The 15,121-nt window shown below is 61.9% G+C and carries 15 protein-coding genes; 11 read left to right on the top strand and 4 right to left on the bottom strand.

Going from position 1 to position 15,121, the window contains the following annotated elements; genetic code table 11:
- From putA to clpS, 3 genes are all read right to left on the bottom strand, one after another.
- The coding region (gene putA, locus ABN482_RS02460) for a trifunctional transcriptional regulator/proline dehydrogenase/L-glutamate gamma-semialdehyde dehydrogenase (RefSeq protein ID WP_349502503.1) at positions 1-3,197 on the bottom strand (3,197 nt) is incomplete at its 3' end.
- A 102-nt stretch (positions 3,198-3,299) separates the two neighbouring features.
- Positions 3,300-5,603 carry an ATP-dependent Clp protease ATP-binding subunit ClpA gene (clpA, locus tag ABN482_RS02465; RefSeq protein WP_349502504.1) on the bottom strand — a complete coding sequence of 768 codons (2,304 nt, stop codon included), beginning with the start codon at positions 5,601-5,603 and terminating at the stop codon, positions 3,300-3,302.
- An 87-nt stretch (positions 5,604-5,690) separates the two neighbouring features.
- A complete protein-coding gene (clpS, locus tag ABN482_RS02470; RefSeq protein ID WP_502877224.1) occupies positions 5,691-6,005 on the bottom strand; it encodes an ATP-dependent Clp protease adapter ClpS in 315 nt (104 codons plus the stop codon).
- Between the two features lie 196 nt (positions 6,006-6,201).
- On the opposite strand from clpS, the gene ABN482_RS02475 reads away from it, so the two are divergent.
- Together ABN482_RS02475 and ABN482_RS02480 are read left to right on the top strand one after the other, a co-directional pair.
- A complete protein-coding gene (locus ABN482_RS02475; RefSeq protein ID WP_109061568.1) occupies positions 6,202-6,444 on the top strand; it encodes a cold-shock protein in 243 nt (80 codons plus the stop codon).
- Positions 6,445-6,494: 50 nt separating this feature from the next.
- A complete protein-coding gene (locus ABN482_RS02480) occupies positions 6,495-6,962 on the top strand; it encodes a DUF192 domain-containing protein (protein ID WP_349502506.1) in 468 nt (155 codons plus the stop codon).
- A gap of 24 nt (positions 6,963-6,986) precedes the next feature.
- Here the strand turns inward: ABN482_RS02480 and xseA are convergent, their stop codons facing one another.
- Positions 6,987-8,186, bottom strand: a complete 1,200-nt coding sequence (gene xseA / locus ABN482_RS02485) for an exodeoxyribonuclease VII large subunit (RefSeq protein WP_349502507.1) — start codon at positions 8,184-8,186, stop codon at positions 6,987-6,989.
- A 347-nt stretch (positions 8,187-8,533) separates the two neighbouring features.
- On the opposite strand from xseA, the gene ABN482_RS02490 reads away from it, so the two are divergent.
- The 9 genes from ABN482_RS02490 to rpsT all read left to right on the top strand — a co-directional run bounded on the left by ABN482_RS02490 (position 8,534) and on the right by rpsT (position 15,121).
- Positions 8,534-9,142 (top strand): MotA/TolQ/ExbB proton channel family protein, encoded by a 609-nt coding sequence (locus tag ABN482_RS02490; protein ID WP_349502508.1) that lies wholly within the window; start codon positions 8,534-8,536, stop codon positions 9,140-9,142.
- On the top strand, positions 9,139-9,552 hold the full coding sequence (locus ABN482_RS02495; protein ID WP_349502509.1) for an ExbD/TolR family protein: 414 nt from the start codon (positions 9,139-9,141) through the stop codon (positions 9,550-9,552). The genes ABN482_RS02490 and ABN482_RS02495 overlap by 4 nt, the downstream gene beginning before the upstream one ends.
- Positions 9,549-10,583, top strand: coding sequence for a tetraacyldisaccharide 4'-kinase (gene lpxK, locus ABN482_RS02500; RefSeq protein ID WP_349502510.1), 1,035 nt, complete (start codon positions 9,549-9,551; stop codon positions 10,581-10,583). Before ABN482_RS02495 ends, lpxK begins: the two co-directional genes overlap by 4 nt.
- 54 nt (positions 10,584-10,637) lie before the next feature.
- Positions 10,638-10,811, top strand: a complete 174-nt coding sequence (locus ABN482_RS02505) for a Trm112 family protein (RefSeq protein WP_109061573.1) — start codon at positions 10,638-10,640, stop codon at positions 10,809-10,811.
- Positions 10,808-11,578 (top strand): 3-deoxy-manno-octulosonate cytidylyltransferase, encoded by a 771-nt coding sequence (gene kdsB / locus ABN482_RS02510; protein WP_349502511.1) that lies wholly within the window; start codon positions 10,808-10,810, stop codon positions 11,576-11,578. The genes ABN482_RS02505 and kdsB overlap by 4 nt, the downstream gene beginning before the upstream one ends.
- Before the next feature lie 100 nt (positions 11,579-11,678).
- Positions 11,679-12,335 (top strand): adenylate kinase, encoded by a 657-nt coding sequence (gene adk / locus ABN482_RS02515; RefSeq protein WP_349502512.1) that lies wholly within the window; start codon positions 11,679-11,681, stop codon positions 12,333-12,335.
- A 71-nt stretch (positions 12,336-12,406) separates the two neighbouring features.
- A complete protein-coding gene (locus tag ABN482_RS02520) occupies positions 12,407-13,165 on the top strand; it encodes a 3-hydroxyacyl-CoA dehydrogenase (protein ID WP_349502513.1) in 759 nt (252 codons plus the stop codon).
- Positions 13,166-13,183: 18 nt separating this feature from the next.
- A complete protein-coding gene (murJ, locus tag ABN482_RS02525) occupies positions 13,184-14,749 on the top strand; it encodes a murein biosynthesis integral membrane protein MurJ (RefSeq protein ID WP_349502514.1) in 1,566 nt (521 codons plus the stop codon).
- Between the two features lie 108 nt (positions 14,750-14,857).
- Entirely contained in the window at positions 14,858-15,121 is a 264-nt protein-coding gene (gene rpsT / locus ABN482_RS02530) for a 30S ribosomal protein S20 (protein ID WP_349502515.1), read from the top strand.

Here is a 15,121-nt window from a genome sequence, read left to right on the forward strand (position 1 = left end):
CGGATCCGCTGCGTGGCGAACTCGATCATCTCGTCGATGCGCGTATGCACACCGAAAGTCAGCCCGTAGCCAGTGGCATTGATATCGTCGATCAGTGTGCCCAGTGCCTCGCGCCGGTAACGCAACACATGCAGTACCGGGCCAAACACTTCGCGTCCCAGCCGCGATACGGCGTCGATCTCGATCAGAGTCGGAGCGACGAACGTACCCGGCAATCCCTGCTCGGGCAGCACAGCCTGGTCAACCACACAGCCCTGCGCACGCCTGGTCTCGATGTAACCGAGAATGGATTCCTGGGCCACCTGGTCGATCACCGGCCCGACATCTGTCTGCAGTCTGTCTGGATTACCGATGATCAGTTCTCGCATGGCCCCGCGCAGCATGGCCAGCGTGCGATCGGCAATCTCTTCCTGCAGGCACAGGAGCCGCAGTGCCGAACAACGCTGCCCCGCCGAATCGAAGGCCGATGCCAGCACATCGGCCACGACCTGCTCGGCCAGGGCCGAGGAATCGACGATCAGGGCGTTCTGTCCACCGGTTTCAGCGATCAGGGGAATCGTGCGCCCACGGTCATCAAGACGTTGCGCCAGAGCGCAGGCAATGCCTTGCGCCACTTCGGTCGAACCAGTAAACATCACGCCATGGATTCGCCGGTCGGCCACCAGTGCGGCCCCGACATGCTCGCCATCACCCGGCACCATCTGCACGGCCCCCCGCAGGATACCGGCCTCATGCAGAATCCCGATCATCTGCGCCGCCACCAGGCAGGTCTGCTCCGCAGGCTTGGCAAGCACCGTATTGCCTGCTGCCAGTGCCGCGGCCACCTGCCCCGTGAAGATCGCCAGCGGAAAATTCCAGGGGCTGATGCACAACACTACGCCCAGCGGCCGGTGCGTATCGTTGGAGAAGGATTGCTGGATGCGATCTGCGTAGTAGCGCAGGAAGTCAACAGCCTCCCGAACCTCGGCCACGGCGTTGGGCAAGGTCTTGCCTGCTTCGCGCACGATCAGCCCCAGCAGGTGCGCCATGCGCGCCTCCAGCAGGTCGGCAGCCCGCATCAGGCACTGGGCCCGCTCCGAGACGGGGGTGGATTGCCAGATCGGTGCACTGTGCGTCGCCATGCGCAAGGCGCGCTCCAGTTCATCCGGGCCGGTATCGATCACGTGGCCCACGATATCCCGGTGATCGGCAGGATTCGGCACGGCACGACTGCGGCCATCATCCCAGGCGGTTTCCACATCACCCAGCATCGGCGCTGCACGCCAATGCTGGGTGCCGCTGCCGAGCAAGGCCGGTGCCAGCGATGCCAGGCGCTGTTCATTGTCAAGATCGATGCCGGACGCATTGAGCCGCCCCTGGCCATCGATCCTGAACAGATCCCTGGGCAAGGGAATTCGCTCGTGCGGCAGGCCGGGAGGCGACAGCCTGAGCGCCTGCTCCACGGGATCGGCCACCAGCGTGGCGATATCGATATTGGCATTGCCGATCAGGTTGACGAACGAAGTGTTGGCACCGTTCTCGAGCAACCGCCGCACCAGATAGGCCAGCAGGGTTTCGTGGGTGCCGACCGGCGCATAGATGCGACAGGGTCTGTTGAGTCCGCCCTGCGCCACCGGCCCCACGATCTCTTCGTAAAGCGGTTCGCCCATGCCGTGCAGGCACTGGAATTCGTACTGGCCAGCATAATAATTCTGTCCAGCCATGTGATAAATGGTGGCCACCGTCTGGGCGTTGTGCGTGGCAAATTGCGGAAAGACTGCTTCGGGTGCAGCCAGCAGCTTGCGTGCACAGGCCAGGTAGGACAGGTCTGTATAGACCTTGCGCGTATAGACCGGATAGCCCTCCAGGCCATCAACCTGGGCACGCTTGATCTCGCTGTCCCAATAGGCACCCTTGACAAGCCGCACCATGACACGATGCCGGCTGCGGCGCGCCAGGTCGATCACATGGTCGATCACGTACGGCGCACGCTTCTGGTAGGCCTGCACCACGAAACCGATACCATTCCAGCCCTGCAGGGTGTCGTCAAAGCACAGGGCCTCGAGCAGATCGAGCGAGATCTCCAGCCGGTCAGACTCCTCTGCATCGATATTCATGCCGATATCGTAGTGGCGGGCCAATTGCGCCAAAGCCAGTACACGAGGCAACAACTCGGCCATGACACGCTCCTGTTGGGCGCGGGCATAGCGCGGGTGCAGCGCCGAGAGCTTGATGGAAATACCAGGACCATCGTAGATGCCGCGCCCGTTCGATGCCATGCCGATGGCGTGGATCGCCTGCTCGTAGGCATCGTAGTAACGCTGCGCATCCGCGGATGTGGTGGCAGCCTCGCCCAGCATATCGTAGGAATAGCGAAATCCCATGGCTTCGAACTTGCGACTGTTGGCCAGTGCTTCAGAGATACGCTCGCCGGTGACGAACTGCTCGCCCATCATTCGCATGGCCATGTCCACACCCTTGCGGATCAAGGGCTCGCCACCCTTGCCGATCAGCTTCGTCAGCGCCCTGGACAGGCTCTGTTCACTGTTGGTGCTGACCAGTTTGCCAGTCAGCACCAGCCCCCAGGTCGCTGCATTGACGAACAGTGAAGCGGAATGCCCGACATGTGCCTGCCAGTCTCCGCCACTGATCTTGTCGCGGATCAGTGCATCGCGCGTAGCGCGGTCAGGAATGCGCAGCAACGCCTCGGCCAGGCACATCAGGGCCACACCTTCCTGGCTCGACAGGGAAAACTCCTGCACCAGTCCTTCCACACCGCCGCTGCGCCGCTTGCCGCGCAAGGCCACCACCAGCTTCTTGGCCAGCGCGGTCACCCTGGGCGTCACCAGATCGCGCGCCTGCTCGATCAGCAACGGTACACATTCGGGTTCGGGACGACGGTAGGCCGCAGTAATGGCAGCACGCAGCACGGATTGCGCCGCCACGCCCTGGGCAAATTCGAAAAAGGGTTGCTGGATGGCCTGGCCTACTGGCAGCGCCAGGGCAGTAGCACCGGCACCAACATCGAGTTGCACCCCGTCCTGGCCCAGCAGATGAGCCAGCTCCGGCGGCAGGCGACCTGCCTCGACCTGCTCAAGATAGGCGATCACGGCCTGTTTGAGAAACCAGTGAGGCGTACGGCCCAGTTGCTCTGCCGCCGCCTTCAACCGTTCACGCAAGGCACTGTCCACCTTGATACCCAGCGTCGTACTGGCCATGTCTCTGCACCTGAATTTTAGTATTGAATCAATCAGATAACAGAGTATAAGGCGAGGTGCAACCCGGCCTGATCGGTGTTTACCCTAGGGTTGCACCTCGCATCAATCGGTCAGCGCAGCCTCCTGCTCGGGCACGGCTTGTGGCGCATCGGGAAACGACAGGAAAACCTTGTCGTGCTCGTCGAGATCCACCGTGACATTGCCACCCGACGCCAGCCTGCCGAACAGCAGTTCATCGGCCAGCACACGCCGGATCGTATCCTGGATCAGGCGCTGCATGGGACGCGCGCCCATCTGCGGATCGAAACCATGCTTGGCCAGATAGCTGCGCAGGCGTTCGGAGAACACCGCATCGACCCGCTTTTCGTGCAACTGGTCTTCGAGCTGCATCAGGAACTTGTCGACCACGCGCAGGATGACCTGGCGATCGAGCGGCGCAAACGGAATGATCGAGTCCAGCCGATTGCGGAACTCGGGCGTGAAGGCGCGCTGGATGTCGGCCATTTCATTGCCCTGCTTGTGCGCCCCGGAAAAGCCGATGGCGCGGCGGTTCATGGCATCGGCACCGGCATTGGTGGTCATGATCAGGATGACATTGCGGAAATCGGCCTTGCGCCCGTTGTTGTCGGTCAGCGTGCCGTGATCCATCACCTGCAGCAGGATATTGAATACATCCGGATGCGCCTTCTCGATTTCATCGAGCAGCAGGACGCAATGCGGCTGCTTGGTGACGGCCTCGGTCAGCAAGCCCCCCTGGTCGAAACCGACATAGCCGGGAGGAGCCCCGATCAGGCGCGACACGGCATGCCGCTCCATATATTCGGACATGTCGAAGCGCAGCAACTCGATACCCAGCGTGAAGGCGAGCTGACGGGCCACTTCGGTCTTGCCCACGCCAGTCGGCCCCGAAAACAGGAAGGCACCAATCGGCTTGTCCGGCTTGCCCAGCCCCGAGCGTGCCATCTTGATCGCAGCTGCCAGGGCCTCGATGGCCATATCCTGACCGAACACCACCGCCTTGAGGTCGCGTTCGAGCGTTGCCAGCCGATGTCGATCATCCGTCGACACCGATTGCGGCGGGATGCGGGCCATGCGCGACACGATGGCCTCGATCTCGCCCTTGCCGATCACTTTTTTCTGGCGCGACTTGGGCAGCAGGCGCTGTGCAGCCCCGGCCTCGTCGATGACATCGATGGCCTTGTCGGGCAGATGTCGGTCGTTCAGGTGCCGGGACGACAGTTCTGCCGCAGCCACCAGGGCAGCTGCCGAATAGCGTACACCGTGATGCTCCTCGAAACGGGTTTTCAACCCCTTGAGAATCTGGATGGTCTGCTCGACGCTGGGCTCGGGCACATCGATTTTCTGGAAACGGCGCGACAGCGCCTGGTCTTTCTCGAAAATGCCGCGATACTCGGTATAAGTAGTCGCACCGATGCACTTGAGCTGCCCGGACGACAGGGCCGGCTTGAGCAGGTTGGAGGCATCGAGCGTACCGCCCGAGGCCGAGCCGGCACCGATCAGCGTATGGATCTCGTCAATGAACAGCACTGCCTGGGCCGTATCGCGGATCTGCTTGAGCACGGCCTTGAGGCGCTGCTCGAAATCCCCGCGATATTTTGTGCCGGCCAGCAACGCACCCATATCGAGCGCATAGATACGGGCGTCGGCCAGCACGGAAGGCACGTCGCCCTGGGTAATCCGCCAGGCCAGGCCCTCTGCTATGGCGGTCTTGCCGACACCGGCCTCGCCCACCAGCAGAGGATTGTTCTTGCGGCGGCGACACAGTACCTGGATGACGCGCTCGACTTCCTCGTCGCGACCGATCAGCGGATCGATACGACCGTCTTCGGCCTGCTGGTTGAGATTCTGGGCATACTGCTCGAGTGGGGTCTGCTTGCCATCGCTCTCGGCCGCGCTGCCCGGTGCCGAAGCCGGCCGGGGGCTGGCCACCGGCTCTTCAGGCGCCGAGACACGCGTGATGCCGTGCGACAGGAAATTGACCACATCCAGCCGGGTTACGCCCTGCTGCTGCAGGAAGAATACGGCATGCGAGTCTTTTTCGCCAAAAATCGCCACCAGTACATTGGCACCATTGACGGCTTTCTTGGATGTGCCGCTGGAGGACACATGCATGATCGCACGCTGGATGACCCGCTGAAAGCCTAGCGTGGGCTGTGTATCGACCTCATGCCCTTCGGGCACGACAGGCGTATTCTCGGCCACGAACTGCCGGAGATGGCGCCTGAGCTCATCGACATTGGCTGCGCAGGCACGCAGCGCATCGACCGCAGCGCCATTGTCGAGCAGTGACAAAAGCAGGTGCTCGACCGTGATGAATTCGTGCCGTGCCGAACGTGCCTCGACAAAGGCCAGATGCAGACTGACTTCTAGTTCCTGGGAAATCACGCTTCCTCCGTCATTCTCTGAAGCGACATGCCAGCCTGTATTCTATGCTCAAACCGGGCTGACGCCATCGACACAGACAGGCAAGTTTCAGACAGTTTCCATAATACATTGCAAAGGGTGCTGGCTGGCGCGGGCACAACGCACGACCTGGGACACCTTGGTCGAGGCAATGTCGCGACTGAAGACACCACAGGCACCCCGTCCATCATGATGCACGCGCAGCATGATATGCGTCGCCTCTTCGTCGGTCTTGGCGAAAAACTTCTGCAAAATCATGATCACGAAGTCCATCGGCGTATAGTCGTCATTGAGCAGGACAACCTGGTACATGGGGGGTGGCCCCACCTGTGCCTGATGGCTTTCCACCACAGGGTTCAATTGCAAATCAGCAGCCATATTTATATATATGAATAATCACATCCACATTATTTTATGATATTCGTGGTTTCCATACTTGACGTTTACCCTTAAATCGTCAGATGATTCAGTATTCCTGATTTTCTTGATCACGGAGTTGATGCATCAGGAATAAAGATCGGCGCAACATCCCCCCGTTGCAAGGATCTTTAGTATCAATTCGATTTCAGAGGCAGTTCCCATGTTAGACACCACCCCCACGCTCGGAGACTCTTCCCCCAAGTCCCTGGGCATCGTCAAATGGTTTAATGATGCCAAGGGTTTCGGCTTTATTACACCCGAAGATGGCGGCGAAGACTTGTTCGCACATTTCTCGTCGATCCAGATGAATGGCTTCAAGACCCTCAAGGAAGGCCAGCGCGTTGCATTCGAGATTATCCAGGGGCCGAAAGGCAAGCAAGCCCTGAATATCACCTCGGCCTGAATCGCGTGCACCTCAATTCAGATCCCATGATCTGTGGAAGACTTTTGCGCATGGCACATCTACGATGTGCTGTACGCAGGGTCTTCTTTTTCATTCTGCTGGCCGGCTCCGGACTGTTCTACAGCCATGCCGCGCCAGCGGGCAATCCCAATCCGACGCTGTCCATTATAAGGATGAATGCGGGCATTCATCTGATCCACGCCGAAGTCGCCGACAACGATGCCACGCGGCAACGCGGACTGATGTTCAGGCAAGAACTGGCTCCGAATCACGGCATGCTGTTTGTCTACCCGACACCCGACACGCTGTGCTTCTGGATGCGCAATACCCCCCTGCCGCTGAGCATTGCCTTCATCCGCGACGATGGCACGATCGCCAATATCGCCGACATGGCTCCCTATACCGAAACACCCCACTGCTCTGCCGAGCCCGTCCGCTACGCACTCGAGATGGAACAGGGCTGGTTCGCTACGCGCCACCTGTCAGGTAACGCGCAACTGAACGGGCTACCGAATTAAGATATCGCACCAAGGCGTATAGACCTAAGGCTTGGTGCCGTGTCTGATGGCAGCAATGCTGACCTCGGCCGTATCGGCAGCAAACTCGATGCTGACGCGATCCCCGGCAGCCAGCCCTGCGCCGCGCTCCAACACATGCCCTTCTCCATCCCGCACAATGGCATAGCCACGCTGCAATGCCAGCCTGGGATCGAGCGCACCGAAGCGGGCACGCTGCGCTTCCAGCCGACCGGCCCAAACTGACACCCCTCCTCGCCAGGCACGCTGCAGGCGGTGACAGGCCATGAGCAGACGCTGGCGCTGCAATGCCAGTTGCTGCGCAGGCGAAAGCAGGGATGCAACGGCTCGGTCAAGCCGTTGCGCCGCCCGCTCATGCTGACGCCGCTGCGCCTGGGCGATGCGCGCCGCGGCACTGCCGACCCGATCCAGCCAGTATTGGCGCGGCTCACAGCACAGTTCGGCTGCCGCTGTCGGCGTGGGGGCACGAAGATCCGCGACAAAGTCGGCAATCGTGAAATCCGTTTCATGCCCCACCCCGCTCACTACGGGAATATCGCAGGCTGCGATGGCACGCGCCAGTCCTTCGTCATTGAACGACCAGAGATCCTCTATGCTGCCACCGCCCCGCACCAGCAGCACGACATCGGCCTCGGCGTGGCGCTGCGCCTGGTCGAGCGCCTGCACCAGCCGTGCAGCAGCATCGGTGCCCTGGACAGGCGCAGGATAGATGTAAACGGGAATATGAGGCACGCGCCGCCGCAAGGCTGTCAGCACATCCTGCAACGCAGCCGCCTGCAGCGAGGTCACGATACCGATGGCACGTGGCCAGACCGACAGTTCGCGCTTGCGCGCGGCATCCAGCAAGCCCTCTGCCTCAAGACGCCCCTTCAGCAACAGGAATGCTTCGTAGAGATCACCCAGGCCTGCCCGGCGCATCCCTTCGGCCTGCAACTGGTAATCGCCCCGCGGTTCGTAAAGCGTAACCCGCGCACGGATCTCGACGCGATCGCCGGCCCTGGGCATGAAGCCTACGGCAGATGCCCGACCACGGAACATTACCACGCGCACGGAGGCGCGATCGTCCTTGAGCGTGAAGTACCAGTGCCCCGATGCCGCGCAGGTGAAATTGGATACCTCACCGGCCACCTGGACTGCTGGCATGGCATCGAACTGCCCGGCGACCAGGCGATTCAACTGAGAAACACTCAGGATGGCGGACGTCAAAACAACCCCTTGATTTCAAAGCAAACCCGCAACGACAGGCCTGGCTATCCACAGAAAAGCGCGAACGCAGGCGCATGATACAACGCATTCGAAAACCATCAAAACATCAGCCCAAACCTGAACAAAAGATCACAACACATTGATTTTAAACAAAATTAATAAAAAACAAGATTTTGCTCATTTTTTCAGCATGCCAGCCCCGCACACCGCCACCATGCAATTTCACGAAGTTTCACACAGACTTATCCACAATTTTTGTGGATAGTTTTCCACCCACCGGACTTGCCTCTTGGTCGGCGCACCATTACAGTCACGACTATTCTTTGTCCACACGACCGGAGCGCCCGTTGTTCTCACTGATCGTCGCCGCCGGCTGGCCGGTATGGCCCCTGCTTGCCACCTCCATTCTCACGCTTGCGCTGATCATCGAGCGCAGCCTGTCGTTGCGACGGACACGCATCCTGCCCGCCGGCCTGGCCGAACAGGCTGCCGACATGCTGCAGCGTCGCCAGACACATCCGGAAGCGCTTTCCCGCCTGCACGACACCTCTCCATTGGGCGTGGTGCTGGCAGCCGTGCTGGAACATCGCGCCGACACCCCTGAGCGACAACGTCAGTATGTTGAAGACGCCGGCCACGCGGTTGCCTTCCAGCTCTCGCGCTACCTGCCCGCGCTGGCAACGATCGCCGTCGCCGCGCCACTGATGGGCCTGTTCGGCACCGTGATCGGCATGATCGAGATCTTCGGTGCCTGGACCCCGACCGGCAGCGATCCGACCCAGATGGCACGCGGCATCTCGGTTGCGCTCTACAATACGGCTTTCGGTATCCTCATTGCCATCCCGGCCCTGGTCGCCCATCGCTACTTCCGCTCGCGGACAGACACTTACCTCGACGAAATGGAACGCCAGGCCGCCCGGCTGAGCACCCTGACCCGCGCCAGCGCCGCCCAATGAATTTTCGCCGTACTTCCTCCAGAGACGACACACCTGAAATCAATGTCATCCCATTGATCGACGTCCTGCTCGTCATGCTGATTTTCCTGGCCACGAGCACCACCTTCGCACGCTTCAGCCAGCTCGACGTTGCACTGCCCTCGGCCCAGGCCAGTGCCGACAGCACCCACAACGCACTGATCTTCGCCATCAGCAGCGACGGCCTGTACGCTCTGGATGGTGAACTGCTCTCGGCAAGCGGCCCCGCCGAAGTGGTTGCAGCCCTGCGGGCACGCGCCAACGGCCACAGCGATGCCATGCTGATCATCCATGCCGATGCCCAGGCACCACACCAATCCGTGGTGACCGTCATGGAAGCGGCCCGCCAGGCCGGCCTCAGCCGCATTGCCTTTGCCACCCAGCAACAATGAAGCTGCACGCCTTTGTACATCGGCACTGGCTGCGTCGCGGCTGGCTGGCCTGCCTGCTTTATCCCCTTTCGTTGCTCACCGCCCTGGTCGTGGCCGGCAAGCGGCAGGCCTACAGGCATGGCTGGCGCTTCAGTTGGCGCGCACCAGTACCTGTGATCGTCGTGGGCAACCTGTACGTGGGCGGCACCGGCAAGACTCCGGTCGTCATCGCGCTGGTCCAGGCACTGCAGGCACAGGGCTATCATCCGGGGGTGATCAGCCGCGGCTATGGTGTGGAACCAGGTGCATTGCCCAGGACCGGCCGGGGCGCGCTTGCCCCCGCAGACTTCGGGGATGAACCAGCCCTCATCAGCCAGAAAACCCATGCTCCGATCTCGGTACATCCACTGCGGGTACTGGCGGCGCGCACCCTGCTGCAGGCTTTTCCCGATACGGACATCATCGTCTCGGACGATGGGCTGCAGCACCTGGCCCTGCAACGCGACCTGGAAATCGTCGTGCAGGATGAGCGTGGCTCGGGCAATGGCTGGCTCCTGCCTGCCGGCCCCTTGCGCGAACCTGTCGGCCGGCTGGCACAGGTCGATGTCGTGATCGACAACCTGCCGCCCGGACAGCAGCCGGCCCCTTCCCGGCATGCAGGCAGAGCGCCACACCGTATCACCATGCACCTGCAACCTGGCGAGTTCATCCACGTTCATGACGCGGCACACCGTACACTGGCCGACCTGGCTATGCAGTCTGCCAGCGCCCGGGTCGCAGCGGTTGCCGGCATCGGCCAACCCTCCCGCTTCTTCGACACGCTTACCCGTCACGACATCCGGCTGGCACAGACCGTTGCCCTGCCTGATCATTATCCCTACAGCGAATCCCCTTTTCTGGATATCGACGCGGATATCATCCTCATCACAGCCAAGGATGCGGTCAAATGCCGCCATATCGAGGATCCTCGCCTGTGGTATCTGGACGTCGATGCCCGCTTCTCGGATCCTGCGTTTCCTCAAGACCTCCTCCAAAAAATTGTCATACACTAATGCAACCGTCGCCGCGCCTGTTGCGCCGACTGCATTTTCAAGGCAATTCAAATTATGGAAGCTCGTCTGCTCGATATCCTGGTCTGCCCTGTCTGCAAAGGCAGGCTCGAGTATGACCGCCAGAAGCAGGAACTGGTTTCGCGGGCAGCCCGGCTGGCCTACCCGATCCGGGATGGCATCCCCGTCCTGCTCGAAAGCGAGGCCCGTCCGCTGGCGGCCGATGAATGAGCTTTCACGTCATCATTCCGGCCCGGGCCGCCTCCAGCAGGTTGCCTGACAAGCCGCTGGCCGACATTGCCGGCCTGCCCATGATCGTGCGTGTGGTCCGCCAGGCCGAAAAGGCCGGCGCGCTCGGCGTATGGGTCGCGACCGACGATACGCGGATCTTCGATACCGTGCAACGCCACGGCGGCCAGGCCCTGATGACACGCAACGATCATCCCAGCGGCACCGACCGGTTGGCACAGGCCTGCGACCTGCTGGCACTGGATGACGAGCAGATCATCGTCAACGTGCAGGGCGACGAGCCCCAGATCGAACCTGAACTGGTACGCCAGGCTGCCCAACTGCTGGCCGACAGCCCCGATGCCGTGATGTCGACCTGCGCCAGCCCGATCCGCCGCGCCGAGGATCTGTTCGATCCCAACATCGTCAAGGTGGTCTGCGACAACAGCGGCCATGCGTTGTATTTCTCGCGTGCCCCGATCCCCTGGGCGCGAGATACCCTGGCCGCGCACCAGGCAGGCATGGCATTGCCGGGTTCGCTGTCTGGCTGGCAACACATCGGCCTGTATGCCTATCGGGCCGGCTTCCTGCGCCGCTACCCCACGCTCGCGCGCGGCCAGCTCGAACAGATCGAATCCCTTGAACAACTGCGCGTACTCGAACACGGCTACCGCATCGCTGTCCACCAAACAGCGCAGCCTGCCCTGCCCGGCATCGACACCCCGGCAGACCTGGAACGGATCCGGCACCATTTTGCCAGACCGACCTAGGGTAAACGCGCAGTCCGGATCGCCGCATCGTTTGCTGCATTGCGGCATAATGCAGCAGACCCGAAATTCATACTTTGTCTCAATCCAATCAGGAGTCATCATGCGTCTTATTCTGCTTGGCCCCCCCGGTGCCGGTAAAGGCACCCAGGCCGCCTTCATCACCCAGCACTACGGCATTCCCCAGATTTCCACGGGCGACATGCTGCGCGCTGCCGTCAAGGCCGGCACGCCCCTGGGCATCGAAGCCAAGAAGATCATGGATGCAGGTGGCCTGGTGTCCGACGACATCATCATCGGCCTGGTCAAGGATCGCCTGCAGCAGCCGGACTGTACCCAGGGCTACCTGTTCGACGGTTTCCCCCGCACCATTCCGCAAGCCGATGCGCTCAAGGATGCCAGCGTCGATCTGGATTACGTCGTCGAAATCCAGGTACCGGGCGAAGACATCATCGACCGCATCAGCGGTCGCCGTGTTCACCAGCCCAGCGGCCGCAGCTACCATATCCGTTTCAACCCGCCCAAGTCCGAAGGGCTGGACGACGAAACCGGCGAGCCGCTGATTCAGCGCGACGACGACAAGGAAGAGACGGTGCGCAACCGCCTCAATGTCTATGAAAACCAGACCCGTCCGCTGGTAGACTACTATTCGGCCTGGGCCGCAGCCGAACCGGTACGCGCGCCCCGCTACCGCACCGTCCAGGGTGTCGGCAGCGTGGATCAAATCCGCGAGCGCATTTTTGCAGCCCTCAAGGACTGAATCCAGTCATCCCGGCTCCGCCTGCCAGCAGGCATACGGAGCCGTCCCGTTCCCTCGACAGGAGTGCGCCCATGCAGATCGCTGACAAGGTTTTCGTCGTGACCGGCGGTGCCTCAGGCCTGGGCGCCGGCACCGTACGCATGCTGTCCGAGCATGGTGCCCACATCGTGCTGGCCGACCTGCAGGATGAGGCCGGGCGTGTACTAGCGCAGGAGCTGGGACAACATTACGTACATTGCGATGTGACGCGCGAAGACGATGCGCAGGCTGCCATTGCCGCCGCGCTCGAACTGGGCCCGCTTGCCGGCCTGGTCAATTGCGCCGGTATCGCACCGGCCGCCCGCACTGTCGGCCGCAACGGTCCCCACACGCTGGACATGTTCCAGAAAGTGATCGCCGTCAATCTGATCGGCACCTTCAACATGATCCGGCTGGCGGCGGCGGCCATGGCGCTCAACACGCCGGAAACCACGGGGGAGCGCGGTGTGCTGATCAATACCGCTTCCGTGGCGGCCTACGACGGCCAGATCGGCCAGGCAGCCTATGCAGCCTCCAAGGCCGGCATCGTGGGGCTGACCCTGCCGGTTGCCCGTGACCTGGCCCGCGACGGCATCCGCTGCATGACCATCGCCCCTGGCATTTTTGCCACACCCATGATGGCAGGCATGCCACAGGAGGTCCAGGACAGCCTGGCCGCCTCCATTCCCTTTCCGCCACGCCTGGGCCGTCCCGAAGACTATGCCCGGCTGGTGCACCAGATCATTGTCAATGACATGCTGAATGGCGAAACCATCCGTCTCGATGGTGCCATCAGGATGCCCCCGAAATAACACCAGCCAGATAACTCGATGGGTCTGTTCCGTTCCGCTGCCACCGTCAGCAGCCTGACCATGGTTTCGCGTATCACGGGCCTGGTCCGCGATATCCTGATTGCCCGCGCCTTCGGTGCCGGACCGCTCACCGATGCGTTCTGGATCGCCTTCCGCATCCCCAACCTGCTGCGCCGCCTGTTTGCCGAAGGTGCCTTTGCACAGGCGTTTGTCCCGATCCTGGGGGCTGCGCGCACCGAGCGCAGCGACGACGCAGTTCGCATGCTGCTGGACCGCGTCGCCCTGATCCTGACGCTGGCATTGATGACCGTCACCCTGCTGGGCATCCTGGCCGCACCCTGGGTCGTCTCCGCCATGGCGAGCGGCCTGCGCGCCTCGGGCAATACCGACGGCTTCGATGCTGCCGTATGGATGACCCGGGCCATGTTCCCCTATATCCTCTGCATGTCGCTGGTGGCCTTCGCCTCCGGAGTGCTCAATACCTGGAAGAAATTTGCCGTACCGGCCTTCACGCCGGTGCTGCTCAACCTGTCAATGATCGCAGCCAGCCTGCTGCTGTCGGCGCACATGGATCCGCCTGTCTATGCACTGGCCATCGGCGTCATGGTCGGCGGCGCGCTCCAGCTGGCTGTCCAGTGGATGGCCCTGGCCCGGCTGGGGCTGACGCCCCGCCTGCTGCGCGCTACGCCTCGCGCGGCTTGGCAGGACCCCACCGTGCGGCATATCCTGCGCCAGATGCTGCCAGCCGTGCTGGGTGTATCGGTCGCCCAGATTTCATTGCTCATCAATACCAATATCGCCAGTTGGCTGACGCCGGGCAGCGTGACCTGGCTCTCCTTTGCCGATCGCCTGATGGAGTTCCCCAGTGCCCTGCTCGGCGTTGCCCTGGGCACCGTGCTGTTGCCTGCCCTGTCGCGGGCGCATGCCTCCGGCAATACCAGGGACTACAGCAACCTGCTGGACTGGGGCCTGCGGCTGGTACTCTTGCTGGGACTGCCGGCGATGCTTGGACTGGCCCTGCTGTCGGAAGGTCTGGTTGCCACGCTGTTCCACTATGGAGCCTTCAGCGCTGCCGATGTACTCCAGACACGTTACGCCGTCATGGCCTATGGCGCGGGACTGGCCGGCCTGCTGTCCATCAAGATCCTGGCCCCGGGCTTCTATGCCCGCCAGAATATCCGCACACCGGTCAAGATCGCCATCATCTGCCTGATCGCCACCCAGTTGCTCAATATCGCCCTGGTACCTCGCCTCGCCCATGCCGGCCTGGCGCTGGCCATCGGACTGGGTGCCTGCCTCAATGCCTTGCTGCTGCTGATCGGACTGCGTCGCCATGGCAGCTACCAGCCCGCCCCGGGCTGGTTCGGCTTCATGCTGCGCCTGCTGCCGGCCCTGCTGGCCATGGGCGCGGCCCTCCATTTTCTGAATGCACACATCGACTGGATCGGCCTGCAGCCCCGGCCCTGGCTGCGTGCCGGGCTGCTGTGCGGTGTCATCGGCGCAGCCGCAGCCACCTATTTCGGTGTGCTGGCCCTGTTCGGACTGCGCCCGCGCGACCTCACCCGTGCGAGATTCCAACAGTGACAGTTGCATGCCCGGCGCAGGCTGATATAATCTATAGTTTTGCTAATTACGATATGCGTTGCGCCGCTGGCTCAGCGTGTTCTTCTAAAGTTCTCAAAGTACACACACATGGCAAACACCGCACAAGCACGTAAACGCGCCCGTCAATCCGTTGCACTCAACGCACACAACTCCAGCCTGCGTTCGATGCTGCGCACCTCCATCAAGCGTGTGCGCCAGGCCATCGAAAGCGGTGACAAGGAGCAAGCTGCTGCCGTGTACCAAAAAACCAGCAGCGTGATCGATCGCGTGGCTGACAAGAACATCATCCACAAGAACAAGGCCGCTCGCCACAAGAGCCGCCTGGCAGCCGCGATCAAGGCACTGGCCTGA

Source organism: Corticimicrobacter sp. (assembly GCF_040137905.1).
Lineage (GTDB): Bacteria > Pseudomonadota > Gammaproteobacteria > Burkholderiales > Burkholderiaceae_B > Corticimicrobacter.